Source organism: Dyella lutea (assembly GCF_024158035.1).
Taxonomy (GTDB): Bacteria; Pseudomonadota; Gammaproteobacteria; order Xanthomonadales; family Rhodanobacteraceae; genus Dyella_A; species Dyella_A lutea.
Window position 1 is genome coordinate 1,622,180 of sequence record NZ_JAMZEK010000001.1, and the last position, 22,733, is coordinate 1,644,912.

The following is a 22,733-nucleotide window of genomic DNA, read 5'->3' on the forward strand; positions in this document are numbered from 1 at the left end:
GCCGCCACGGATCCGGAAGCGCTCGAGGCGATGAGCCGCTTCAACGAGGAGCTGATGCCCACAAGTGGGCATGACGGCAAAGTGTGTGCATATCTAGAGACCAGAGAGTGTGTCGTAAGGCGATGTTTTGTATGCACTTTGCTTGTAGCTAGTTAGCAAAATACGTACTTTCCCATGCAAAACAAATGGTTACGACCAGGTCATTCCCGCCAAAACGCGCCCTTTGACAACCAAAGTGTGTACCGGAACGATCATGTTGCCGCCTGCTTGCTAGCGGAGGGGTTGGCTTTCAACTGGTAGGAAACATTTCGGGCGAGGGTGCGGACCTCGATGGGGTGGGATATCTTCGTTGCGGGTTTTGAGGTGGCATCCCCAGTATTAGCTGAGCATTAAACTCAAGGATGAAGATATGGCTTCGTCGAACAACGACAAATCGATCGAGGTGGTTGAATACAACATTGAAGATGAAAGCATTTTTCCTTCACTGATGTACTGGATAGTTACCCCAGAATCAAAGGGCGGAATGTATACGCCGTTTCAGGGCTTTGGCGTCGAAATAGTGACGTCAGAGTTTTGCTCGCTTCTTGAGCTGCTGGCGGTCCTTCCTGCATCTATACAAGAATTATTCGCGATGCAGGAGGCGCTTCCTAGCTTAAGGCGCCCGCCGTTCGCAAAGCGATGCGCAATCGTGGGTTTGCGCTATTTCGAGCGAGCCCAGGATAAAATTAAGCACGATGATTCAATCCAAATCATCCTTTGCCTCCCGCATGATGCCCAAACCGTTCGCCAATACTTATTGTGCAAGCAAGCGCTAATCGTTTCGCTTGAATCTTCAGAGGGCGTAATAGGCATTGCTGAACTAACAGGCCATTTGGCCCAGCGACTTGATCAGGCAATATATGACTTGGCGCTCAGTGGCGCCAAGGGGCCCATGAAGTCTGAGATTGCGCGTAAGTCTCTTAGAGGCTCGTTTCCTGAACGAAAATCCGTCGCTAGGCGCGCGGGTGTCACCTTGCCAAATGAGACGCTTTCTGTATGCCTTGGAGAGAGCTACTCCACGGCAGAAAATATTCTTCCAACCAAAACAGGAGTTTATGAGGAGGCCATCCTCGAGTCCTTCAATCATGCGAGGTCACTTATAGGCGATATCAACAAAGATTTGATCGTCTTTGCCCCATCGATATCGAGGCACCTTTACGACTTCAAATCAAATTTCTGGAATAAGGTCTTTCGCCAAATCGAATCAGAGGGCTTGCAGTCATTACTTAGAGATGGAGTGTTTAGGAACAAGGGATATTCCGGCATCACACTCAAAGTGGATGGGGATTTGGGGAACCCCTACGCTCACCCAGTCGTTGGGCCAATTCTGGCCGGTCGCCAATTAGAATTGAAGCTCACAACGTTCGGAGTTGCTAATCTTGCATGCAACACAATGCAGCCAGCCATTCGATTGCCTAATATTGTCAATTTTCACCGGTCGCACTTGCAGGTAATTGAGGAGCATGCAAAGCGATCGGGGGTTAAGGCGCGGTCGCAAATGCAAAAAGCCTTCAAAAGCTTGTCTGATGCGCTGAGCGATGAGATTGATGACCGGTTTAAAAATGAGATGGGGCGGCAGAATCTGGCTATCACTCTCGTAACAGATGCCCCCATTGAGTGGCTGCCAGTAAACGGGCTCCCCCTAATGGTCCGGAATGAAGTCTCCAGAATATGCATGACGCCGGGCAATTTGATGCTTACCCAGTGCGTGGACTCGGGCACGCTTATTTTGTCTGCAAATGAACTGGAGGACGTCTTGGTCATTCGCTCATTTGAGGCCGATGATCAAGTCCGGCCAATGCTAGAACGCGCTATGGACGTCTTCAAAGTTCGACGGCTTAGGGTCAAACTGATCGATGCTGCATGTGCCTCGGAAGTCGTGGCGGCGCTGAATAACTTCACTGGGAATTTGGTCGTGTTCGATTGCCACGGCGGTCATGATGGAGATGAAGGGCACGGATGGCTTCAAATCGGCCCAGACAAAGTGGACACATGGGAGCTTGCACACATCGCAAGAATTCCTCCTATTGTGATACTGAGCGCATGTTCGACATACGCGTTAGCGGGGTCGCATGCGTCAGTCGGAAACGGCTTCATAAGATCCGGAGCGACTGCAGTGATCGGTACGTTTCTTCCTGTTGATGCACTTTTGTCCGCGATGATGGTTGCAAGGTTATTGTTTCGCATCGATGAATTCCTTCCGGCACTTCACGAATTTGACGCCGACTTTATTACCTGGCGGACCCTGATTAGCACATACTTGAAGATGTCGTATTCAACAGACTTGCTAATGCATTTTGTGGGAAAACATCAGATTGAAGTTGGCGATTTTGAGCGGATTGCTCGCCTGAGCACTCTAGATATCAATCATTTTCATCCATACTGGTACGATCGACTTGTCGCTAGAATTTCTAAAGCGACCTCAATCTCTGAGAGGGGTGTCAGGGCCGAGATCGACCAAGAATGCGCTCTCGTGGAGACAATGCTCTATTGCCACATTGGACGGCCTGAACGGATATTGATCTACGTTCCAGGGCGAGATAGCTAAAGCTGACTCCTTGGCAACAGGGGGTATGACGCCGACGTCCCCCCGCTTTTAGTAGCGTGATGGCTTAGAGTCAGACCTATCATCCGGAGCCATGATCTAGGTCTTCGGGTTTGAGAGGTGACCCATGATCAGAAGCGCCGTTCACCCTGGCACGATTTTGCGGGAGGATGTTCTCAAACCACTCGGGTTGAGCATAGCTTCCGCGGCCATGCGACTTGGTACCTCCCGAGGTACTTTGTCGCGCATAGTCAACGGACGCGCTCGCATCAGCGCGGCATTCGCGGTTCGGCTCGAAAAGGCTGGTGCTGGCGAGGCGCAAACCTGGGTAAATCTGCAGGCCAAGTACGACCTGGCCACTACCCGTCTGGCCCCCGGTGACGTCGTTCTGCCTTTATGGAAGGGGGGCTTCCGAGTGATTCCTTGAAGCAGGGTGGGAAGATCATGCGGGTTCGCTTGGAGCGAGCCTGCGGAGAGATCCTGCGCGGTGCGGACGGCGGGGAATCGGCTGCTGCCAACTTAGACCGCGCCTCTTTCCTGGCTTTGGCGGAGCGTCACGCTGCGCCCCAATTTGACTGGCCGGGGCTGAGAAATTGGCCTGTGTATGCAACACATGTGCATACAAATCAAATAGTTAGATGAATATTTCGCTTGCCGGCGGGCTAGGGCGGTGGCAGCCTAGGCTGTATCGGACTGTTTGGGCCGGTATCCGGCCAGGGCCGAGTAGAGACAAAACCTGTATTTGTGGCTTAACAGATCAGGACAGAGCGCGATAGAGCGCGACTAGCAGGGCAATCCTGCGCGGATGCGGAGGTTTCGATGGTGCGTAAGCCGGTATTGCTAGCCGACATCGATACCTATTTGCCGCGAGTGCCCGTGATCAGCGCGGCGGAAACGGCTCGTCTGTTGGGGTATCCATCGACCGGTGCGCTGGCCAAGGCGCGGCAGACCGGAAGATTGCCGATCGAAATGTTTCAGATGCCAGGGCGGCGCGGCTGGTTCGCGGCCACTGCTTCCGTGCGCGCCTGGCTGCAGGAAGTCATGACTGGTGGGTCCGCAAAGGACCAAGGAGGCGCGCCATGAGCGGCTGATGGCTTTGTGGCGCTGCAAAATGAACAAGCCCCGCGTGGCTAGACGCAGGGCTTGATCTTGAAGGCGAAGCTTTTGCGAAGACTCGCTTCCCCTTCCTTGTAGTGCCTTCCCCTCGCGTTCGTCAAGCGCTTTTTGCCCAAACGGGGCAAAGAGACTTTCCGTATGCGCGTCTGCTGGTGCCGCTGCCTGCGGCGTCACGGGAGCGTGTGCCTGAAGAGGAGGCATATTCATGCTTACCGAAGCTCAGCGATCTTTCTACTACGCCGCCCGGGGCCTCAGTCCTGTGGTCATTCGAGAGCTGGAAGAAATGCGGCTTTCCAGTCCTTCGCGGCCGGTCAGCCAACGAGGGCTGAAGAACGTCATCGTCGATATGAAATCGCCCCGCAATCTGGGGCGTCGTCGGCTGGAGAGCGTCTCCTGTGAGTTCATCTATGCGATGGAGCTGGAGGCGTTTGGTGGTTGCCACGAGTACTACACCCAGGTGATCCCGAAGAATGTCGTTCGGTACGGAAAGACCAGCACCGCACACGTGGACTTTTTGGTGTTGCGGGATGAGCGCGTCGAGCTCGTGGAATGCAAGCCGCGATCTAGCCTGGAGGCGCTCGCTTCACGACGGCCGGAAGAATGGCAATGTCGAAACGGTGCATGGCACCGGCCGGCCATGGAGGCGTGGGCCGAGGATCGAGGCCTCATCTACGCCATCTGGACTCCTCCTGAGCCCCATGGCATCTACGGGGCGAACCTGACGGCGCTCTGTGCAGCGATGGCGGCCGCCAGCGAGCTGGTGGCCGCACCCTGTGTTGCACAACTGACCAAGGCCCTCCAAGGACGGCCGATCACCCTTGAGGACGGACTGGCTCAGTTCCCGCGACTGACATCTGCGCATGTGCTCTGCGCGCTGGGTGCCGGCCGGATTCATGGCCTTCTCAAATCGGTATCGCTGGATCAGCCCGAGCACTTCACCTTGTTTGCGGAGCGCGAGCAAGCGGAGGAGTGCGAGGCGCGCTTACTTGAAAGCTTGCGTCAGAGCGGCGTGCAACCGGTTCTCGCTTCTAGATTGATGCAAGCGACACCGGTGGACTACGCCAAGGCTCACGAACGTCTGGCCCGGGTCGACAGGATCTTGGCTGGATTGGAGCCAGTGACACGCCGGTATACCGGGCATGTCCGAAAGGTGCTTGCAGCTAGGCAGGCCGGCGAGAGTCCCTTGGAGTCTTGCTTGACGCGTTACGTTGATTCCGGGCGCCGCATGGGTCAGCTAACTGCGGACCAAGAGGCCGCGCTCGATGCTGCTATCACCCGATATCAGCGCGATGTGCTCATTCGAACGAAATTGCAGGCGTATGACCACTTGGTGCATGCCTGTCGAACTCAGGGAGTGCGACCACCGAGTCGATCGACGTTTCATTGTCGACTGAAGCGGCGGAGCCAGACAAAGCGCGCACATACAACAGGCGGGCATCGTGCTTTTCACGCCATCGAAGAGGCAATTGACCCGATGGACCGCACGCTCCGCTGCCCAATTCCTGGGCTTATGGTGCATGTGGATTCAACCAAGCTAGACGTTCGGTGCAGCCCGGACGCGAGACGTGGGTTGGAGTTTGAGTGCCCAACCCTCTACGTAGCGGTCGACTCTGCCACAGGCCAGGTCTTGGGCTATTCGGCGCTGTTCGGTGCTGCCCGCCGGCTAGCTCTGGCGGTTCTAGTTCGAGATGTTCTGCATCGGCAGGGGTTCTTGCCGCGCTATTGGGTGGCCGATGCAGGCGCGGAGTACACGGGGGCGTGGTTCGAGCAGTTTTGCGACTACGCCGGCGCGACGCGGATTCAACCGCCGCCCGGAGCTCCAAGGAAGAACTCGCTCGCGGAGAACGCGCTTGGTCGTATCAATGCGGAGGTTTCTCATCGCTTCCTGGGAAGTACGGACCCGGACAAGGCGGGCCGCTCTGTCACGGCCAAGCACAAGAGCTACGCAACCGCGTGTCATGACTACCGGACGATCGTGGCGGAGTTAGAGCACTATCTTTTCGAGGATTTGCCAAGGACGCCGCTGGGCAAGTCGCGAACGAGTCCTTCCGACGAATGGGCGCGCCGAGCGGAGTCGATAGGCACACCGGGTGTCATCCGGGTCAGCAACATGGATGAATTTCTGATCGCGACATCCGTCCCGCTCACACGATCGGTGAAGGTGGACCCGGTCAGGGGAATCCGCTACCTGCAGCGGAAATACGTCAGTAGCGAGTTGCTGCGCAGCTGCCGTACCGAGTCACCCATGGAATTCCGCATCGACTGCGTCGACCAGCATCGGATGTACGTGAAGTTCCGGTCCGGATGGGTGCTCGCACAAACCGCGGATGGTTTGAGGCGAGGGCCACTCTCGACGCTGGATAAGCTCTTCGAGGCCGCAGCAGATGGTGCCTTCCGAAGTGCAGCAGCGAAGCAGCGCGACGCTATTCGGCTTGATCGGACCCTGCGTAACGAAGCGGCCAATCGGGCAGCGCAGGCAACAAAGCATCTTGAGCCGCAGCTCGATAGCACGTCCGACGAAGAAGCGAAGCAAGCCGAGCGAGCGGCAGAAAGTAAGTCCATCAGCTGGACCGAGCCAGGTGTTCCGCTCCTGCCCTTTGAGCTTGAAGGGGAGGGGGCGCCATGAGGCGCAGAATGATTCTTCACCCAGCTTTCGAGGGGGCGCTTGCGGGATTGCTTAGGGCACTGAAGACGGATGTTCCTGGCCAACTAATCTTCGTCATTGGCCTATCTGGCGCCGGGAAGTCCGAGATCCGTTATGCAGCGATGCCAGAGTTTGCCGGTGATCCGAGGACATGGCGCAAGGGGGAAATTCCTGCGATCGCAGTTCGTGCCACACCGTCGGACCGATCAAACTTCAGCAGTAAAGAGTTCGCTTCGCGGCTTTACCTAGAGATCCTGGAGCCGAGTCTGGCTTGGCTCAATGAGCGCGACATGGTGGAAGACGCTGATCGCGGACATATCCACGCCGAGGAGCGTCTCACGGATCCCTTCTGGAGAAATCTGCGCAGCCACTACACCGAGCATCAGCTACGCGCCTCGTTCGAGCGGATGGCTGTTGCGCGCCATCTCCGGGGCATATTCGTCGAGGAGGCCGCATCGATCACGTACACGCAATCTCGGAAGCATCCAGGCGATCACATGGTGAACTACATGTGCCTCGCCGAGGAGATTGCTGCAACGCTGGTGCTCTTCGGTGTGCCCCGCATGGCGGCGCTATGGGAGGGAAACGCCGAGATTCGGCGGCGTTCCCGATTTGTTTTCGTGGATCGATATCGCTTGCAAGAAAAGGAAGATCGCATCTCGTTTGGCCGCTTGGCCGTCAGCTTGGCGAGCGGTTACCGATTTTCTCGTGCTGACCTGCTACAGAAGAATCTGGCTCTCGCTTATGCCGCATCGGCTGGCGTCTGTGGAGAGCTAAAGGGGTACTTACTGCGAGCTGACGACCTGCGAGCGGGAGAGGGCTTGGAGGCCATTAACAAGCGTCACTTGGAGGAGGCAATCTATTCGACCAAAGAGCTCGACACGCTTCATCGAGACGCGGAGGCCTTCGATGCGTTGCGGGCCTCCGCAGCGGTCTCTTCGCTGATAGGGCATTGATCAATGGTGCAGGGGGCTGCTTCGGCGATCGACTCCGTCCGCGAGAAATGGACTGTGTTACCACCCCTTGAGCTCCGTGGCGTCGGTACATCGCTGGTCGAGTCTTTGCCAAGCTACGTAAGTAGGGTGCTTGCCACGACGGGTATTGGGGCAGGGCATCTGGCTAATAGTCTTGGTCTCGATTTGCCTGTGAGGCTTCGGCGCCTGGGGGCTTTTCTGACAACAAAGGATTCGCTTCTTATGGAAGGCGCCGTGGATCAGCTGGAGCGTCTAACGGGCGCACGGGATCTCCGTCAGGGAACATTCTGGGCGCTGTCGTCGATTTTGTCCGCGATCAATCAAAGCACGCGGAAGAAGGTTCCCCGAAGGTGGTGTTCCATCTGCTACAGCGAGTGGAGTGGGAAGTCCTACGAGCCGCTCGCCTGGACCGTTGATCTACTCAGAACTTGTCCGAAGCACGGTTGCTTGCTCAGCAGTGCATGCCCCTCGTGTGGTCGAGCTCAACGCTCCTGTCTGAGCGAACGGCATCGTCGCTTGTGCCACACATGCAAAGCTGACCTCAGTGCATCGGTCGCATGGACGAAACCTCATCCATTCCTTCAGTGGGTGGAGAATCAGGTGCTCGACTTGATCGAATTCTGCGCCACGCCAAGGGCCCAACCAGTGCCGTATGAAGTTTTCCTTGAGTTCGTCCAAGGGCTAGATCGAACAATAGGTGGGCGCCGTGGTGGCGCCCTGGGTGATCAGGTCAAGCAATGTGCAGCCGGCGCACGGCGCCGAAGGGCACGCGTGTCCATGCGCTCCCTTATCAACCTATGCGCGATTCAGGGGATCTCTGTTGGAGAGTTTCTGGCGGCGCCCCGCGAAACTTCGGGACCTATGCTCTTTGATACGTGGGGAGGGCTGAGCTACATGCCTCTTCCCGCACCATGGCAGGCACAAAATATCTACGTGGCAAGCCGCTGCTTGAAGGACTTTTTGCGGGTGAGGCCAGCCTATCTTCCGCCGATATCGCTGCTGCTAAGACGTCTGCATGTTCAGCTGCTCGCGACCCGGGATGTGGCTGAAGAGGCCTACGATTTCTACGAAGACGCTTACTCAGTGCAGGGCGACAAGCCGACGCAAAGGAAGCTTCGTTCCGCGTATCTAAATGCCATGAACGCCATGTCGGCGAAGAAGCTACATGAGACAGGCGACCTAGATCACATCGTGAGAAAGGTGGCCGACCGTGCCGGGGTGGCCCTGGCTATCGCAAAGCATGTTGTCCGCAGTGCTGCTGTGGTGCGGGAGGTTTAGGCTGATGATCAAGTTGAGCGATACAGGCTGGAAATGCCAGTCGAGGCGACAGTCGAGTGGTTTGTTAAGAACAGGAAGTGCTCTTGGATCGGGACGAAGTAGCGAGCCAGGCTAGACATGGCGCGTCAGGTAGCAATCGGGCGATCAGGCATAGGGTTCTTGCCACCGGCCAGTATTGCGGCGGATGGCGGCATTCGGCCAAGAGCGAGCCGACTTTTCCTACAAGGCTAGGTGCGTCGAAGTCGCGCACCATGAACGCCCAGATCGGCACCAAATTCGCGAAACTCGGCCAAGTCCTCCGCTACGACTATCTCCAGGCTAGTCTCGCCAACCAACTGTTCACGGATGGTCGCTGCCACCGCGTTGAGCCGACTCTTGGTTTCCTCCACTGCATGCGCGTCCGGGCAGTATTTTTCGAAGGACAACATCGCTACATCCGGCCTCAGTTTGCGAATAATTTTCACGAAGGTGTCCGCGGCGTCGGCTTTGTTCAAGAACAAGCTCGCGCTCGATTTGACCTCGACGGCGTAGAACGTGCCGCCGAGCACGCACAAGATATCGATCTCGTTGCGTTCCCCGGACGGTTCGTCATTGGCGAACAATTCGACTTCGGGCAAGTACCAAAAGGCTTGGGAGTGCCCGCGTTCCTGCAAGTAGCCCAACGTCCAAAGCACGGGCAGGCCGCGGTGCTTTTCCAGCGAACGGAAAACAAACGCGTTCAACTCATATTCCCACTTCAAGTCGATCTCTGCCAAGTGCTCGGCTTGGCAGATGTCGCAGGAATTGCGCAGCTTCACGTGATCGAAACTGCGCGTATTGGAATGACCGCAGTAGGCGCAGCGCCACTGAGCGATTTGATAGAACACGCCGTAGCGCACTAACTGCTCGAGCGCATCCATTAGTCCATTTTTGAGATATTTGCGTGTGTGTTCTCTGCTCGGGAAGTGCTCCTTAGTCGTTAGAGCCTGGATGAATTCGCGTGAATTGGGTACCAGACTCGATAGTTTCTCCATGCTGAAAATCAGCGGCTTCGCACTGTCTTCCTTTGCCGCGGACAAGACGGTGCGCCAGTACTTTTTAGTGAGAATCTGGAACGCCGTTGACAGCTCTCCGGCAAGCGAAATCACACCGCGAAGGTTTTGTCCCTTGTCAGATACGCGAAGATCGCGGTAGCCCGCCGGGAGCAGGTCGCGTCGCAAATCGTCGTCCGAGTATTGAAAGAAATCTAACACCAAGTGCCGGAAGTACGCCTCATCCGATGGCAGTTGGAGGTCGAAAAGATGCGGCTCCTTGATCGACTGTCCGCGATGGTGAAAGCCTTTGGGTGCGGGGAGGAGAGCCAGAAGCCCGTTCCGGGTTCCCTTTGCTAGGCAATTGGTGAACGCACGCACGCCCCTCAGGCGATGAGGCAAGTGCCAGGTGTCGGTGATGTTGGAGTACGGCGATAGGTTGTTGTGACGCTGAATGTCGCACTCGACGACCCATTGACCGCGGGCCAGACCGCGCAACTGGGGTGGCAGGTAAATGAAGTGCGCGGGTTCGGCGGCGACGAGCTCCTGGTAATCCTCGGTTAGGCGGAGCGTCACGGAGTCCGTCGAGCCAGTGTGAAAGCGATTGGAAAGCTCCTTCGCCGTGGGCAGCGCCGGGGCGTCGGGTAACGCGGCAACACTCACCGAGTTGTAGGTCCTGGCCGCCAGCCGGTCCCGAAGTTGGCTCAATTCACCGACCGGGATGCTGGAACTGTGTAGCGCCACGTAATAGTGACCGCCCCCACCGCTTCCCAGGAAGTTGTTCTGGTTGAAAAACGTTCCCAGTTCGGCGACGAAGACGTCGTCATTGAACATGTCGTGGCTGACAATCAGCGACCCGATGCCAGTATTCCAGGCGTTGGCCAGGTGGCGGCAATTCCATGCGTTGATTCGATCGAGCACGTCGCTGCCCACAATTAGGCGAAAGGCGTTCGTCCAAGCCGCGCTTTCCACCCGAGGCATCCCCGCACTGTTGGCCATAGCAAAGCGAGCGATGGGCGTCGCCTTGCGCCCCGCCACGGCGCGAAACGCCTCCAGCACGCTCGTACACCGTTCGCTTCCGACTCGATGACTTGCGGGCAGATCCTCAGGCACAAGGCACAGCGTTTGGAAGAGCCCTTGTATTGGGTTGGGCGAGGCATGAATATCGAAAGCGACCCCGAAATTGTCCGCGATGAATCGGATGGGATCTCGGAGACCATACTGTGTCAGGACGGTCGGCTCGCGAGGTCGTTGCTCATGGGGGTGCTGAGGATAGCTGGCGGGGCTTTGTACGGCCGTTACTGACGCGACCGGTTTAAACCAGCGATCCCACGCCGGCAAAAATGCGCGCCAGCTATCGGCATCGCCGCGTACGTTGTGCCTGAGAAATGCAATCGGACTGCACAAACGGTCGATCGCGACGGCAAAGTCCGGATGCAGGTCCACGAAGCTGTAGATAAAGTCAGGGTCATAACGCTGCAACCAGTCCTGGAATCCGGCGTCCAGGAAGGATTCGGCGGCGGTCGGCACCGCGAGCGTGAAACCGCCCCCCCACCGCGTATACGACTCGTAGAAGACGGCGTCGAGGATTTGATGGGCCTGCTCCAGATTCTCGTGCGGCACCAAGTAAGCAATCTTGATGGGTCGGTTCGTTGCGTCCACTTCCACCGACCGGCCCAGTGCATTTGGACGTTCCCACTGCATGCGCTGACCTCCTGAAATCGCGGCTCCCAAAGCCTCACAGCGGCGCTTCCACATCGTAGCAGTGCACAGACTTCTGCCTCGATGGGGTGGACAGACGGTGCCTCTCCAAACTTGAAGCCGCAGTGCGAATGGATGCCAATGCCGCTGGCCTTGCCGTTACGGCACGTCGTCAGCTACCCGAGTTCGAAACGGCGCCGCCGCTGGGTCGGGCTCGCCGAAGGAAAATTCGAGCCAGTCGTCGTCGGCATCGGCGCCCGGCAAAACTTTCGCACCCGTGATCAGCTGCCCGCGCGCCAGCTTGCGGGCGAAAGGATTGGGCTCGTTACGCTCCGAGCCTGGTCCCCAGCCATAAATGCGTTGAAGCTCTTGCGTCGAAACCTTTCCAGCCAGTAAGTCCAGCACGACGCGGGCGGACAGTTCAATTTTGTGGTCACTCATTCGAAGCCCCAAGGTCCCTGTGCCCGGGCTGGGCAGGTCGGTACGTAAAGAAGCGTTGTGGCAGTCCAGCACGGGACTAGGAAGGTGCGCGATCGCGCGTTCCAGGTAGTCGCGCACGACGGCACTCGCTTGGACGGAGCGTCGCGAACCTGCCGCGGCCGGAGCGCTGACGATTCGCGGTTGTAGTTCCAGCTTGCGGTCATACCAATTGAGGCTCTTGCTGTCGACGCTGATCAACAACACCACGTCGATCACCGTCGATTTACGCAAGAACCGCTCGACGATCTCATCGGACGACAGCGTGGTTGAAAACACCCTCCTCTTCAGTGCGTGGCAGCCTCCATCGCACAAGATCACGACTCGCATTGCGTTCGCGGGCGCGGAGCGAAGCTGATCCTCCTTCGATTTGAGCTGATTAAAGATCGGATTGCGCGTGGGAGAGGTGTAGGAGTTGTACGAGATGTGACCGCCGCCCGCGTACTGCTGGGACGTGTCGTACTTGAGACTAATGCTCGCTTCGGAGGTCGCAATCGTATGCTGGGCGTGGTCAGGCTGCGATGCCGCCCATTGGCGGAGCACCGGCGCGACTTGCTGTTTGACGAATGCCACCAGCCGGCTGCGTGGCGGCAGTTGCAAGACGTGGCGAATGTCTGGCCAACTACCTTCGGTCCGATGCCCAATCTGACAGTTGAAGTGATTGGGATTAAGGCCCGCCGCTTGCACGTGGCGCTGGAACTCCTTCCAGAACATGTCGACCGGATTGTTCGCATGCACACCGCGATCGGACACCGTGGTGATGTCGCCAACGACCTCCAGCGCGCCAGCGCCGTCGGGCACGTGGATGAGAAAGTCCGGCTTGGATCCATCGGGGAGGGGACGTTCGTGCTCGAAGGGGCCGACTTGGCCCAACGCGCTCAGCCACGCAGTTTCCCACATCGCTGGCAGGCGCCCCGTGCCGCGGCGGTCCAGCCGGGCCGCCAAATCACTCAGTGTCTTGGGCGCCAAGTGATCCACTAGTGCATCGAGCCGCTGCTGCAGGCTCCGGCGGGAGAACACGAGTAATCGCATGGCGGTGAGGCTCGTCGAATAGGTGCGCTGAGGAACTGGTCGGCGCGTTGCCGGCCTAAAATACCCGAGTGCTTGCGCCACCGAAAACGTGCATCTCTGACTGGAATCTACTACCGAGACCCCCGGTCCGGTGAGAAAGCCGCAAGCCACGCCCGAACCGTTACTTAATGCCGCCTGGAGTCCGCAAAGGGTCGCATCACGCCCAACTTATAAACCTAGGCGAAAGCTGCCCAACCCCCAACCGAAATTGGTCATGGAAATTCTTCGTACATCTCAAACCCATGAACCTTGGAACATAGGGAAGCTGCGACGTTCCGGCAATAGCTGACCAAGGTACTGGTGCTGACCAACAGGCTTTGCGTTCTGTTGACCTCACCCGTTCAAGGCCACCGGCCGGAACCGGCCACAAGCGGACAGTTGCGATCAAGCGAAATCGCGGGTCTCCCAATCACGATCGTTTCTTCGAGACCTTTGGCGGGCGCACCGTGACAGGTCTGACCTGGCGCTGTTCAACCATTGCGAACCGCCCGAATGCAGGTCGGGCTTTCGATATACGGACCGGCGCCGTTACTTGGCCAAGGAGGTCTACCGCCTTGGCCACAGTCCATCCGCAGCGATAGCCTATGATCACCGCGCGCAATTGTAGTTGCGGACCGAAATCGGTGTAGTAGAGGCCGTTCTTCGGGTCAGGTGTTTCCAGTGCCGCAAGCGCCCGTCGCTCTTGTTCTGGTGCCCACGCAGTGCTCTTTGTGGTCAAAACCTTGCTGAGCAGCTCGGCTGATAGGCCGTGGTTCGCCAGGTGCGAACCGAACTCAACGTCGATCTTCTCGTCGGTGTAATGCACCGTACTTAGTAGTTTGTCGTCGACCTCGAACCCTAAACATACGCCTGCATGCTTGTCCGCATAGTGCGCCCACATCATGGGATTGTCCCAGGTCGCGCCAAAGCAAATCATGCCCGTGCGCTCGTTGTGGTAACTCTCGATCATCTTGACGATCTTGCGTCGGTTCGGGTCTCGACTGTCAATCAGGTTGAGCTCGAACGGATCGTTTGCCTCATAGAATCGTGAGAGCTTAAGCCGGCGCTCCTTCAAGATTACCTCGGCCCACATCGCAGTCGTCATGTAGTAGTGCAGACGCATGCGCGTTTCACTTGATGGGCGGTTGCAGGTTCAAGGTCGTCATAGACGACCCCGTGGCTCGTTGCCCATATCACTGCGGCGCATGCCCAAGCTCAACCCATCGGGCAGTTCGGCGGCAGCCGCGATGAGGGTCGGTGTGCTTGCGATGATGCGGTGGTTATCCAGCACTGCGAAGGACGGATACCAGCGATGCGCGTCGCGGTCGAACTCGTAGACAAGCCGCGCAGCCGGCATCGATCGATCTTTAAGGGTGGCAATGACCTTGGCAGCCTGCGTGGCAGCCAAGGCAAGGCCCTCGTGCGCCGCATAGTTTGAGGTTACGTCGACACCTCGGATGAGGAACGCGACATGACAGCCGTCGTGATGACTCTCAATACTTAACACTGGCGACCTCCGATCACGCAGGCGACCAACAACGTCCTTTAGCCAGGCATGCACGCCCGCATAGGCGGCTTTGCCAGCCTCTGTCGCAAATGCTTTCACGAAGGGATTCCACACCAGTGCCGCAAAGATGAGCCCAACTTTAATCAGGTCGTGCGCTGTGTCAGCGGCATTGTGCGACAGCGACGTGCGCACCACGGGTAGCGGCGCTTGCGCGGCTAACTCATCAATCCAAGCCTCGGGAACGTCGCGCGGATCAGTGGCGATCTCAATCAGCAGATGGGCCGATGGCTCAGGCAACTCGTGAACGGGCGGCGCGACCACTTCGCTCAGGCCCAACTCGTCAAATGTCTGCACCGTGGCGCGGGTGTAATAGCCCAGCACGGCGACCACAAAATGCTGGCCCTGGGGCGACTGGAAACGCGCTGCATCTAGAACATGGCCGATCGGCCGACCGGGATCGTGGTCGCGCAGGAGGGGCATCGAGCGCTGCTCAAGCACCTTGAGTAGCGCATCTGGATCAGCTTCTACCAGAAGCTGTCCGTCGGCTCCTCGAGCGTCCGACCAGATTACACCGGAGACAACCTCGCCATAGATCCCCTCTCGGTGCCGCGCAATGGACTCTTGCGCCCATTGCTGGGCTTCAATCGTGTCAGCGAGCAACTGAGACATGCTGTCGTGACCTCGCGCGATAACGGGACAGACCTGCTTAGAGGTTAACTACACGGTTTGGCGATGACGCCCTGCTCAGGGTACCTATTCACTGAGCTTGCGGGAATGGGGCACCGGCGGCCCGGACACCTCCCGAGAGTGAGCCTCGTCTGCTCTGGCATGCGGCGGATCCAGCTCTCCGCGACTGGCAGCAATGGGTCGACTTCTGCCTGTCGAGCTTGCCCAGACCTCGTCGAGGCAGCAAGGGCCATGATCAGCCGGATTCGGCTACGCGGCGACATCTAACGGGGCGGCTGCGGCCGCCAGTTATCACGAAAGCCCGTCGTGTTAGCTGTCCATCTATACCCCCTGCGGTTGGGCTTTTTGGGAGTCACCGCGGCCGTTTGACACCAATGTTTGTACATCGCCCCTGACACCATTGTTTGTACAACATGCACACACATTGGTGTCATGCCCACAAGCAGCCGCACCGCTCGCCATGACTTCATACCCATAGACTAGTCATAAGTTCACACTATGCTTGATCCCGACACAGGTAGCAGGGCGGTCAAGCCGTGGATGAGGACGTCGCCAGCGCGCTGAAGAAGTTCCAGAAGGAGTTGTCGGCCGGCACGGTGTCGCTGGCGCTGCTCTCGGTGCTGGGGCGTGCGCGGCAGCCGATGTACGGCTACCAGATCGCCAAGCGGCTGGAGGCGGCGGGCGAGGGCGTGCTCGCGGGCAAGCAGAGCGCGCTGTATCCGGTGCTGCGCAACCTGGAAGCCGCCGAGCTGCTCAGCAGCGAAGTCGAGCCTTCCGTCAGCGGGCCGCCGCGCCGCTACTACCGCATCACCAAGACGGGTCGCGAGGTGCTCCGCGTCTGGACCGACGCCTGGCACGCCACGCGCGACTCGATGGACCGGGTTCTGGAGGGAGAGCTGTGATGAATGCGCCACGCACGATCGCCGAATACCTCGCGCAGCTGCGCGACGCCCTGCGCGGGGCCGATCCCGCGCTGATCCAGGACGCGCTGTACGACGCCGAGGAACACCTGCGGGCCGAGCTGGCCGAGCAGCCGGGACGCAGCGAGGCGGAGATGCTCGCCCACGTCGTCGGCAGCTACGGCGCGCCGGACGAAGTGGCCGAGCTGTACCGCGACCAGGAGATCAAGATCCAGCGCGCGCTGCGGCCGCCGCCGATGCAAAAGCGTCGATCGCTGGCGGGCCGTTTCTTCGGCGTGGCCGGCGACGTGCGTGCCTGGGGTGCACTGTTCTACATGCTGCTGGCCCTGGGCACCGGCATCGCCTACTTCGTGCTGGTGGTGGTCGGGCTGTCGATGTCGGCGGGCCTGTCGGTGCTGATCGTCGGCATCCCGTTCATCGTGCTGTTCTTCGGCGTGGTGCGGGCGATGTCGCTGATGGAGGGGCGTATCGTGGAGGCGATGCTCGGCGTGCGCATGCCGCGGCGGCCGCCGTACCCGGCGCAGAACGGGTCGCTGCTCAAGCGCATCGGCGCGATGTTCACCGACTGGCGCACCTGGACCACGATGTTCTACATGGTGTTGATGCTGCCGCTGGGCATCGCCTATTTCACGCTCACCGTGACGCTGATGACGATGGCGCTGGCGTCCATGGCGCTGCCGTTCGCGCGGCTGGTGGACATCGACGGCATCAACCGCGTGTTCGTCGATGGCACCCTCACCTTCGACTGGGGTATGGGCCCGCACGTGCCGGGCTGGGGCGAACTGATCGCCGTGGGCATCGGTGGCATGCTGCTGTTCTTCGCCACCCTGCACCTGGTACGGGCACTGGGCCAGCTGCAGGGCCAGCTCGCCAAGCACCTGCTGGTGGCCGGTTCGGCGCGCTGAACGCCCAGGAGTTGCGGGAGAGCGGTATGAACGGGGAGTGGCAATGGATGGCCGGCCGCTGGGAACGGGAGGAACGGATCTCGGCCACGCGCTGGGGCCCGGCCGGAGTCGCCCGCGGATGCATCGATGCGCGCATCGAACTGGGTGGGCGCCTGCTGGTGCAGGACTACCGCCACGACCGCGACGGTGCGACAGCGCTGCGGGTCCACGCGGTATTCGTCGCCGAACCGGCGGGTCGCGTGTCGCTGTACTGGTTCGACAGCTGCGGGTTCCTGCCGCAGGAACCGGCAGCGGGTGCCTGGTGCGACGAGGTCCTGACGATCGTCCGCCGCTCGCCCCGTGGCCAGACACGGCATCGCTACACCCCGCGCGACGCGCAGGCTTCTCGCCTGGAGCTGGCCAGCTCGTTCGACGACGGCGTGAGCTGGGAGCCGTTGATGGAGACGACCTATCACCGTATCGGTGACTGAGCGTCCGGCTCAGACCAGCCCGAGATCGACCGGCCGCGCCTGCGGGAACACCGACTGCAGCTGGTCGGCGCGCAGTCCCCACAGTTTCTGCATCAGCCCGCCGAGCACGTCGCGGTAATTGTTGAGCACCGGGTAATCACGGTTCTGCAGCAGGTTGGGCTGGGTGACGGCCACCTGTTCGCCGGCGATGCGGCCGCCGCGCACGCGGCCACCGAGCACCCAGTGCACCGTGCCGTGGCCGTGGTCGGTGCCCTTGTCGCCGTTCTCGCGGAAGGTGCGGCCGAATTCCGAAAGCACCACCACGGTGGTGTCGTTCCAGTCGTCGCCCAGCGCGTCGGCGTAGGCGGCCAGGCCCTCGCCGAGGTTGCGCAGGTTGTTGGCCAGACCGCCTTTCACGCTGCCCTGGTTGACGTGGGTGTCCCAGCCGCCGACGTCGACGAAGCCGAGCCGGTACTGGTCGCGCATCAGCGTGGCGATGCGCCGGGTCTCGCTGGCGAAGTTGCGTGCGCTGGGCGCGCCGCGGCTGGCGGCGACCATCTCTCTTTCCAGATCGGCGGTGACATCCTTGCGCAGGGCCAGTCCGTCGGCCGAGGCCGCGGCCAGTGCTGTGCCCTGGTACATGCTGGCAAGGATCGCCGCCTGGCGGTCGTTGAAGTGCGACTTCGTGTTGCCCTTGAGCGAAATATTGGGGATGTCGTGGCCGGCACCCTGGAAGCTCAACGGCAGGTTGTTGGTGAAGGCGATCGCCGGCGTGCCGGTGAGCTGGCCGGACAGTCGCGCCATGAAGCCGGAGCGGTAGTCGCCGCTGTGATCCATCGGTTCGCCGCGCTCGATGTGGTCCTGCGTCTCGAAGTGGCTGCGCGAGAGATCGGTGGTGCCGGCGAAGGGCACGAAGGCGATCTGCTTCTTCTGCCACAACGGCCAGATGGAATCGCGCAATACCGGGTTCAGGCCCCAGCCGCCGTCCAGCGGCAGCGCACTGTCCGGGTTGCCCGCATCCGGCCGGGCGATCGCCAGGGTCGGCCGCGATTCGTAGTAGAAGTCGCTGCCGGTCGGCACCAGCAGGTTGTTGCAGTCGTAGCCGCCGCGCAGGAACACCAGCAGGAAGCGCGGCGCGTTGGCCGGTGCGGCAAACAGCCGGCTGGAGAACGACAGGGCCGGGGCGGCGAGCGCGGCGGCAGCGGCGGTGCGGAGAAACTGGCGACGATCCATGGCGAACCTCAGCGCGTGTTGAAGTCGGGAGAGGACAGCAGGAAGGTGTTCCACTCGGCGGGCGATTTCGCCTGGGCCAGCGCGTCGCGGGTGTGCGGCGTCAGCCAGGGTTCCATCGCCTGCGCGAACAGCGGCCCGTTCAGGGCGGGCGGGTCCGGGCGCTCACCCGGTTGCCTGCGGGGCCGGGTGCCGTCGGGCGCGAACAGCGGCGCACGGCCGCTGCCGATCATGCCGGCGATGTCGAAGCGTTTGGCCATCTGCCCGGAGCCGGACCAGCTGGCGTTGTCCAGCGGCCAGCCGTCGGGGGTGATCCGGCCGTACAGCGGCTCGCCCATCTGGTTGAGCGCGGCGACCAGCGGCTGCGCGTTGGTGATCGGCCGGCCGTCCAGGCTGAAGCGCATCGCCGAGACGACGAACTGCATCGGATCCTTGAACTTGGCGCCGGCAGTGGCGGTGATGTCCTTCGAGGTGAACAGCGTGCGCAGCACGGCCGCGATGTCGCCGTCGGTGCGCTGGAAGGTGCGCGCCATCGCGTCCACCAGCGCCTGCGGCGGCTGGTCGGCGACGAAGTACTCGGCGAGCTGGCGTGAGACGAACTGCGCGCAGGCCGGCTGTTTCACGATCAGGTCGACCGCGCGCTCCACTTCGCCGAAGCCGCCGCCCTCGATGCGCTGGCCGAGAAACACCTTGTCGCCGTCGTCGTGGCGCGCCGGGTTGAACTCGAACATCCCCTGGCGCACCACGCCGGGCCGTTCGCCGCCGAAGCGGTCGAATCCGCCGAAGCGCCCGAAGCGGTTCGCGCGCGGTCCCCGCATCGCTTCGCGCGGGCGGATCACGCCGACACCGGTGAGGATGGCGGCCAGCTGCTGCACATCCTGCTGGGTGTAGCCGGCGTGCACGCCCAGGGTGTGCAGCTCCATCAGCTCGCGCGCGTAGTTCTCGTTGATCTTGTCCTTCGCGTTCTGCGCGTTGTCGAGGTAGACCAGCATCGCCGGGCTCTTCAGCGTGGCCATCACCAGGTCGCGGAACTTGCCCAGCGCGTGCGGGCGGATCACGTGCTCCTCGTAGTCGGCGGCCAAGAGCTTCACCGGGCCCTTGTTGCCGTAGACGCTGAAGTGGTTGAGCCAGAACCACACCATCTGTTCCTTCAGCGGATTGCTGCCGTAGATGGCGTGCAGCAGCTCGGCCTGCTGGGCCTGGCGCAGCAGTTCGCGGCCGTGGATCTGTGCCGCTTTCTTCGCCGCGACCTTGGCGTCGCCGTCCGGCATCGCCTTCACCTGGCGCAAGGCCTGGCGATAGGACATCAGCAGCTGGGCCGGCGGTGTGGCGATCGCCTCGTAGCCGTCGATCTCCTGGCGGATCGCCGGCGGCAGCTGGTCGTCGCGGTCGACCAGGGCCTCGTCCAGCCAGCGCTTGCGGCCCAGTTCCCGATAGCGCTCAAGGGTGGCGCTGTCGATGCCGAAGCTGGCGCGACGCAGCCAGGCGATGTCGTCGCGGGTCAGCGGGACACTGTCGGCGCGGGCTGGGGCGCACGTTGCGCCGGCCAGTGCAAGCAACAGGCCGAGCGGTGCGAGGCGGGTATATCGGCGCATGCAGGGGCGTCCTTCCGGGGCGGTCAGCGCCATCTTCAACGCGGTGCATGCGCCGTGGTGTACCGGGAAGGAGCCGGAGCGAATCCGCGTTCATTCTTCGCAAGACGTTACGCGAATTCAGAACTCGTCGACAAACTCCACCACCATGCCGTGGCGGCTGCCGACGAACTCGGCCACGCTGCGCACCGCGTCGGCATGCAGCGCATTGGGTGCACGTACCTCGACGCAATAGACACGCCCTTCGCTGTCGTCGACCAGTTCGCTGGAGCTGGAGTCGTCACGCATGGCGGGCGTGAGGTCGTCCACTTCTTCGACGTGCTCGATGCCGTCGATACCGTGCAGGGCATTGATCACGTCGTCGGCATTCTCTCGGCTGCCGATCAGGCGCATGCGGACCATGGGCATGGGGGGGGCTCTCCGGCGGGTAGGGCAAGCCCATGCTGGAACGGGGAGTGTTCGTGCGAGGTGATGCCGCCCGGCGGTTACCATGGCCGGCCAGATCACCGGAAACCCATCGTGCCCAAGACCTACGACCGAGCGTACTTCGACAAGTGGTACCGCCATCCCGACCACTCGGTAGCCTCGCCGGCGGAGCTGCGCCGCAAGGTGGCGCTGGCCCTGGCGCTGGCCGAGTTCTACCTGGGCCGGCCGATCCGCAACGTGCTGGATGTGGGCTGCGGCGAGGCGCCTTGGCGCACCCACCTGCGCGCGCTCCGTCCCGGCATCGCGTATCGCGGCCTCGACGCCAGCGAATACGTGGTGTCCCGCTACGGGCGCAGCCGCGATATCGGCCTGGCCACTTTCGGCCAGCTGCAGCACCTGCGCTTCGACGAGCGCTACGACCTGATCGTGTGCAGCGACGTGCTGCATTACCTCAAGGCCGCCGAGATCCGTGCCGGGCTGGAGGGACTGGTCGACATGCTCGAGGGCGTCGCCTTCATCGAGGTGTTCACCAGGCAGGACGACCCGGCCGGCGACCTGCAGGGCTTCGTCGCCCGCAACGCTTCCTGGTACCTGCGCACCTTCCGCGACGCCGGCCTGCTGCCGTGCGGTTCGCAGGCCTACCTGGGGCCGCGGTTGGATCGACGGATCGCGGCGCTGGAGCGGGCGCAGCTGGCGCTCTAGGCGTTCAACGGAAGATCGGAGGCGGACCATGGAGTGGCCACTGGCCTGGCGTCGGCGCAGGGCGCTGGAGCGCATGCTGGATGAAGAGAGGCGCGCATCACGAGCGCGCGCCGCCGGGATCGTCGAGTCCCTCGAACGTGACGGCGCAGGGACCGGACGGATCCTCGCTGCGTTGGCCCGGGAGCTGCACCGGCATGCCCCGAGCATGGCCGAGCTCGAAGCGAGGGTGAGGGACAGGACTTCGCTGCGCGAGCTGGAAGGCCAGCTCGACAAGCTTCCGCGCGGTGCCGGATGGCAGTTGCTCTCGCTCTACATACGGGAGCGGCGGCGGATGGCGAAAGGGCGGGGGCGGCGCTTGCTGGCACGGCTTGGGGCATCCGTGCTCCTGCTGGCCGCAGGCGTGGTGGCGTGGATGTTCTGGCTGGCGGCCGTCGACGCCTGATTGCGTCCGCTGGCGGGGCCGGCGGACCCGCGCTCCCTGGCTGGCCGGCGCAATGACTTGTGCGATGCGAAATGACACGGCTCGAGCGGCTGCGCTAAAACATTTCAACTTTTACTGAAATGTGAATTTGTGAACCGCAGGAATCCGACCAGGCACCCTCTCGTGGTGGAAACGGCGCGCCAGCTCAAGGCGCTCGGCAACCCCGTTCGGCTGCTGGTGCTGTGCCGGCTCCATCACGGCGGCGAGGCCTCGGTCAGCGTGCTGGCTAAGGAGCTCGGGGTGGGCATGTCGGCGCTGTCGCAACACCTGGCCCGCATGCGTGAAGAGGGACTGGTACTCCAGCGGCGCCAGGTGCGCCAATTGCTCTATCGACTCGATGAATCCGCATCCGCCCATCTGCCGGCGGTGCTCTCAGGCATCTGCGGCCTTGCCAGGCCGCCATCCACCGAAGGAGAAGTTCCGATGAACAAGACCGTGACCGCCTTGGGGGCCGTGCTCGGCCTGGCGCTGGCCAGCTCCGGGGCGCTGGCTGCCGACAACTTCTGGGTGACGCCCACCATCCACTCCGCCGGCAAGATGCACGAGCTGCCGCAGGCTTCGTACAAGCCCGACGCCAAGGCCAGCTACAAGATCGTGTTCGGGCTGACCAAGGCCGCCGCCAAGCCGGACGAAGTGAACCCCGGCATCGAGCGCGTGGCGCGCACCGTCAACCTCTACACCTGGGCGGGCGTGCCGCTGAAGCATCTGCACATCGTCGCCGTCGCCGCCGGCGGTGCCACCGCGATCGCGCTGGACAACGCGCACTACCGCCAGGAGTTCGGCACCGACAACCCGAACCTGCCGGTGATCGAGGAACTGCGCAAGGCCGGCGTGGACATCGCCGTCTGCGGGCAGGCGGTGGCCGAGCACAAGTACCCCTACGAGGCCATCGACAAGCGTGTCACGCTGGCGCTGTCCGCGCTGACCACCATCACCGAGCTGCAGCAGAAGGGCTATGCCCTGATGCCGCTCTGATCCCCGGCCGTCGACGGAGGAACGA

The 22,733-nt window shown here is 61.2% G+C and carries 19 protein-coding genes and 1 pseudogene; 13 read left to right on the top strand and 7 right to left on the bottom strand.

What is annotated here, in order from left to right; all coding sequences use genetic code 11:
• Positions 1 to 409: 409 nt before the first annotated feature.
• From NC595_RS07115 to NC595_RS07140, 7 genes and pseudogenes are all read left to right on the top strand, one after another.
• Positions 410 to 2,587: a CHAT domain-containing protein gene (locus NC595_RS07115; RefSeq protein WP_253565641.1), complete on the top strand. Its 2,178-nt coding sequence runs from the start codon at positions 410 to 412 to the stop codon at positions 2,585 to 2,587.
• A 124-nt stretch (positions 2,588 to 2,711) separates the two neighbouring features.
• Entirely contained in the window at positions 2,712 to 3,011 is a 300-nt protein-coding gene (locus NC595_RS07120) for a HigA family addiction module antitoxin (protein WP_253565642.1), read from the top strand.
• Positions 3,012 to 3,403: 392 nt separating this feature from the next.
• On the top strand, positions 3,404 to 3,667 hold the full coding sequence (locus NC595_RS07125; protein WP_253565643.1) for a hypothetical protein: 264 nt from the start codon (positions 3,404 to 3,406) through the stop codon (positions 3,665 to 3,667).
• 238 nt (positions 3,668 to 3,905) lie between these two features.
• Positions 3,906 to 6,326 carry an integrase catalytic domain-containing protein gene (locus NC595_RS07130; protein WP_253565644.1) on the top strand — a complete coding sequence of 807 codons (2,421 nt, stop codon included), beginning with the start codon at positions 3,906 to 3,908 and terminating at the stop codon, positions 6,324 to 6,326.
• Positions 6,323 to 7,300: a hypothetical protein gene (locus tag NC595_RS07135; protein ID WP_253565645.1), complete on the top strand. Its 978-nt coding sequence runs from the start codon at positions 6,323 to 6,325 to the stop codon at positions 7,298 to 7,300. Before NC595_RS07130 ends, NC595_RS07135 begins: the two co-directional genes overlap by 4 nt.
• Positions 7,301 to 7,303: 3 nt before the next feature.
• Positions 7,304 to 7,759: pseudogene (locus NC595_RS20555) on the top strand (TniQ family protein); the annotation flags it as partial.
• A 159-nt stretch (positions 7,760 to 7,918) separates the two neighbouring features.
• Complete coding sequence (locus NC595_RS07140) at positions 7,919 to 8,596, top strand: hypothetical protein (RefSeq protein ID WP_253565646.1); 678 nt, start codon at positions 7,919 to 7,921, stop codon at positions 8,594 to 8,596.
• 227 nt (positions 8,597 to 8,823) lie between these two features.
• On the opposite strand, the gene NC595_RS07145 is transcribed toward NC595_RS07140, so the two are convergent.
• The 4 genes from NC595_RS07145 to NC595_RS07160 all read right to left on the bottom strand — a co-directional run bounded on the left by NC595_RS07145 (position 8,824) and on the right by NC595_RS07160 (position 15,010).
• On the bottom strand, positions 8,824 to 11,310 hold the full coding sequence (locus tag NC595_RS07145) for a hypothetical protein (RefSeq protein WP_253565647.1): 2,487 nt from the start codon (positions 11,308 to 11,310) through the stop codon (positions 8,824 to 8,826).
• A gap of 156 nt (positions 11,311 to 11,466) precedes the next feature.
• Entirely contained in the window at positions 11,467 to 12,816 is a 1,350-nt protein-coding gene (locus tag NC595_RS07150) for a hypothetical protein (protein ID WP_253565648.1), read from the bottom strand.
• Positions 12,817 to 13,264: 448 nt separating this feature from the next.
• Positions 13,265 to 13,957: a DUF2971 domain-containing protein gene (locus NC595_RS07155; protein WP_253565649.1), complete on the bottom strand. Its 693-nt coding sequence runs from the start codon at positions 13,955 to 13,957 to the stop codon at positions 13,265 to 13,267.
• A gap of 39 nt (positions 13,958 to 13,996) precedes the next feature.
• Positions 13,997 to 15,010, bottom strand: coding sequence for a hypothetical protein (locus NC595_RS07160; RefSeq protein ID WP_253565650.1), 1,014 nt, complete (start codon positions 15,008 to 15,010; stop codon positions 13,997 to 13,999).
• 554 nt (positions 15,011 to 15,564) lie between these two features.
• On the opposite strand from NC595_RS07160, the gene NC595_RS07165 reads away from it, so the two are divergent.
• From NC595_RS07165 to NC595_RS07175, 3 genes are read left to right on the top strand one after another with little or no spacing between them, the layout of a single operon-like run.
• Positions 15,565 to 15,930: a PadR family transcriptional regulator gene (locus NC595_RS07165; RefSeq protein ID WP_017461925.1), complete on the top strand. Its 366-nt coding sequence runs from the start codon at positions 15,565 to 15,567 to the stop codon at positions 15,928 to 15,930.
• Positions 15,930 to 16,853, top strand: coding sequence for a sensor domain-containing protein (locus NC595_RS07170; protein ID WP_253565651.1), 924 nt, complete (start codon positions 15,930 to 15,932; stop codon positions 16,851 to 16,853). Before NC595_RS07165 ends, NC595_RS07170 begins: the two co-directional genes overlap by 1 nt.
• Before the next feature lie 26 nt (positions 16,854 to 16,879).
• Entirely contained in the window at positions 16,880 to 17,323 is a 444-nt protein-coding gene (locus NC595_RS07175) for a DUF1579 domain-containing protein (protein ID WP_253565652.1), read from the top strand.
• A gap of 9 nt (positions 17,324 to 17,332) precedes the next feature.
• Here the strand turns inward: NC595_RS07175 and NC595_RS07180 are convergent, their stop codons facing one another.
• From NC595_RS07180 to NC595_RS07190, 3 genes are all read right to left on the bottom strand, one after another.
• Positions 17,333 to 18,535 (bottom strand): DUF1501 domain-containing protein, encoded by a 1,203-nt coding sequence (locus tag NC595_RS07180; RefSeq protein WP_253565653.1) that lies wholly within the window; start codon positions 18,533 to 18,535, stop codon positions 17,333 to 17,335.
• Positions 18,536 to 18,543: 8 nt separating this feature from the next.
• Positions 18,544 to 20,127: a DUF1800 domain-containing protein gene (locus NC595_RS07185; protein WP_253565654.1), complete on the bottom strand. Its 1,584-nt coding sequence runs from the start codon at positions 20,125 to 20,127 to the stop codon at positions 18,544 to 18,546.
• Between the two features lie 117 nt (positions 20,128 to 20,244).
• Positions 20,245 to 20,532: a hypothetical protein gene (locus tag NC595_RS07190; RefSeq protein ID WP_253565655.1), complete on the bottom strand. Its 288-nt coding sequence runs from the start codon at positions 20,530 to 20,532 to the stop codon at positions 20,245 to 20,247.
• A 111-nt stretch (positions 20,533 to 20,643) separates the two neighbouring features.
• Here NC595_RS07190 and NC595_RS07195 point away from each other — a divergent pair, with 111 nt between their 5' ends.
• From NC595_RS07195 to NC595_RS07205, 3 genes are all read left to right on the top strand, one after another.
• Positions 20,644 to 21,252, top strand: a complete 609-nt coding sequence (locus NC595_RS07195; RefSeq protein WP_253565656.1) for a class I SAM-dependent DNA methyltransferase — start codon at positions 20,644 to 20,646, stop codon at positions 21,250 to 21,252.
• 28 nt (positions 21,253 to 21,280) lie between these two features.
• Positions 21,281 to 21,694 (top strand): hypothetical protein, encoded by a 414-nt coding sequence (locus tag NC595_RS07200; protein ID WP_253565657.1) that lies wholly within the window; start codon positions 21,281 to 21,283, stop codon positions 21,692 to 21,694.
• A 129-nt stretch (positions 21,695 to 21,823) separates the two neighbouring features.
• Complete coding sequence (locus NC595_RS07205) at positions 21,824 to 22,708, top strand: metalloregulator ArsR/SmtB family transcription factor (protein WP_253565658.1); 885 nt, start codon at positions 21,824 to 21,826, stop codon at positions 22,706 to 22,708.
• The last annotated feature ends 25 nt before the right edge of the window (positions 22,709 to 22,733 follow it).

Excerpts from the sequence above, each read along its gene's own strand:
- NC595_RS07115 (WP_253565641.1), top strand. The coding sequence starts at position 410 with ATGGCTTCGTCGAACAACGACAAATCGATCGAGGTGGTTGAATACAAC.
- NC595_RS07120 (WP_253565642.1), top strand. The coding sequence starts at position 2,712 with ATGATCAGAAGCGCCGTTCACCCTGGCACGATTTTGCGGGAGGATGTT.
- NC595_RS07125 (WP_253565643.1), top strand. The coding sequence starts at position 3,404 with ATGGTGCGTAAGCCGGTATTGCTAGCCGACATCGATACCTATTTGCCG.
- NC595_RS07130 (WP_253565644.1), top strand. The coding sequence starts at position 3,906 with ATGCTTACCGAAGCTCAGCGATCTTTCTACTACGCCGCCCGGGGCCTC.
- NC595_RS07135 (WP_253565645.1), top strand. The coding sequence starts at position 6,323 with ATGAGGCGCAGAATGATTCTTCACCCAGCTTTCGAGGGGGCGCTTGCG.
- NC595_RS07145 (WP_253565647.1), bottom strand. The coding sequence starts at position 11,310 with ATGCAGTGGGAACGTCCAAATGCACTGGGCCGGTCGGTGGAAGTGGAC.
- NC595_RS07150 (WP_253565648.1), bottom strand. The coding sequence starts at position 12,816 with ATGCGATTACTCGTGTTCTCCCGCCGGAGCCTGCAGCAGCGGCTCGAT.
- NC595_RS07155 (WP_253565649.1), bottom strand. The coding sequence starts at position 13,957 with ATGCGTCTGCACTACTACATGACGACTGCGATGTGGGCCGAGGTAATC.
- NC595_RS07160 (WP_253565650.1), bottom strand. The coding sequence starts at position 15,010 with ATGTCTCAGTTGCTCGCTGACACGATTGAAGCCCAGCAATGGGCGCAA.
- NC595_RS07170 (WP_253565651.1), top strand. The coding sequence starts at position 15,930 with ATGAATGCGCCACGCACGATCGCCGAATACCTCGCGCAGCTGCGCGAC.
- NC595_RS07175 (WP_253565652.1), top strand. The coding sequence starts at position 16,880 with ATGAACGGGGAGTGGCAATGGATGGCCGGCCGCTGGGAACGGGAGGAA.
- NC595_RS07180 (WP_253565653.1), bottom strand. The coding sequence starts at position 18,535 with ATGGATCGTCGCCAGTTTCTCCGCACCGCCGCTGCCGCCGCGCTCGCC.
- NC595_RS07185 (WP_253565654.1), bottom strand. The coding sequence starts at position 20,127 with ATGCGCCGATATACCCGCCTCGCACCGCTCGGCCTGTTGCTTGCACTG.
- NC595_RS07190 (WP_253565655.1), bottom strand. The coding sequence starts at position 20,532 with ATGCCCATGGTCCGCATGCGCCTGATCGGCAGCCGAGAGAATGCCGAC.
- NC595_RS07200 (WP_253565657.1), top strand. The coding sequence starts at position 21,281 with ATGGAGTGGCCACTGGCCTGGCGTCGGCGCAGGGCGCTGGAGCGCATG.